General features: G+C 70.9%; 1 protein-coding gene. It reads left to right on the forward strand.

Features of this window, described 5'->3' with window-relative positions; translation table 11 throughout:
• Positions 1-506 (forward strand): ketoacyl-synthetase C-terminal extension domain-containing protein (locus AAHZ94_RS34945; RefSeq protein ID WP_349997670.1); only part of this gene is annotated, 506 nt, incomplete at both ends.

Raw genomic sequence — 506 nt, forward strand, 5'->3', positions numbered from 1 at the left:
ACGTATGGGCAGGATCGGTCGGGTGGGCGGCCGTTGTTGTTGGGTTCGGTGAAGTCGAATCTTGGTCACACGCAGGCGGCTGCGGGGGTGGCGGGTGTGATCAAGATGGTGGAGGCGATACGGCGCGGGGTGGTGCCGCGGACCTTGCACGTGGACGCGCCGTCTTCGCGGGTCGATTGGTCGGCCGGGGCCGTGGAGTTGGTGACCGAGGAGTGCCCGTGGCCGGTGGTGGACCGGCCGCGTAGGGCCGCGGTGTCCTCGTTCGGGATCAGCGGCACCAACGCCCACCTCGTCATCGAACAAGCCCCTGTCCCCGTACGGGAAGAGCAGCCCGCTGCCCCAGCCCCTGTCGCCGCCTCGGGTCCTGCCTCCGCCGCCTCCGTGGATGCCCCGGCGCAGGGCGGTGGCATGCCGCTCGGTGGCGGTTCCGGTGTGGTGCCGTGGGTGGTGTCGGGTGGTTCGGTGGTGGGTTTGCGGGGGCAGGCGGGGCGGTTGCGGGAGTTTGT

This window comes from Streptomyces sp. HSW2009 (assembly GCF_040240285.1).
Lineage (GTDB): Bacteria > Actinomycetota > Actinomycetes > Streptomycetales > Streptomycetaceae > Streptomyces.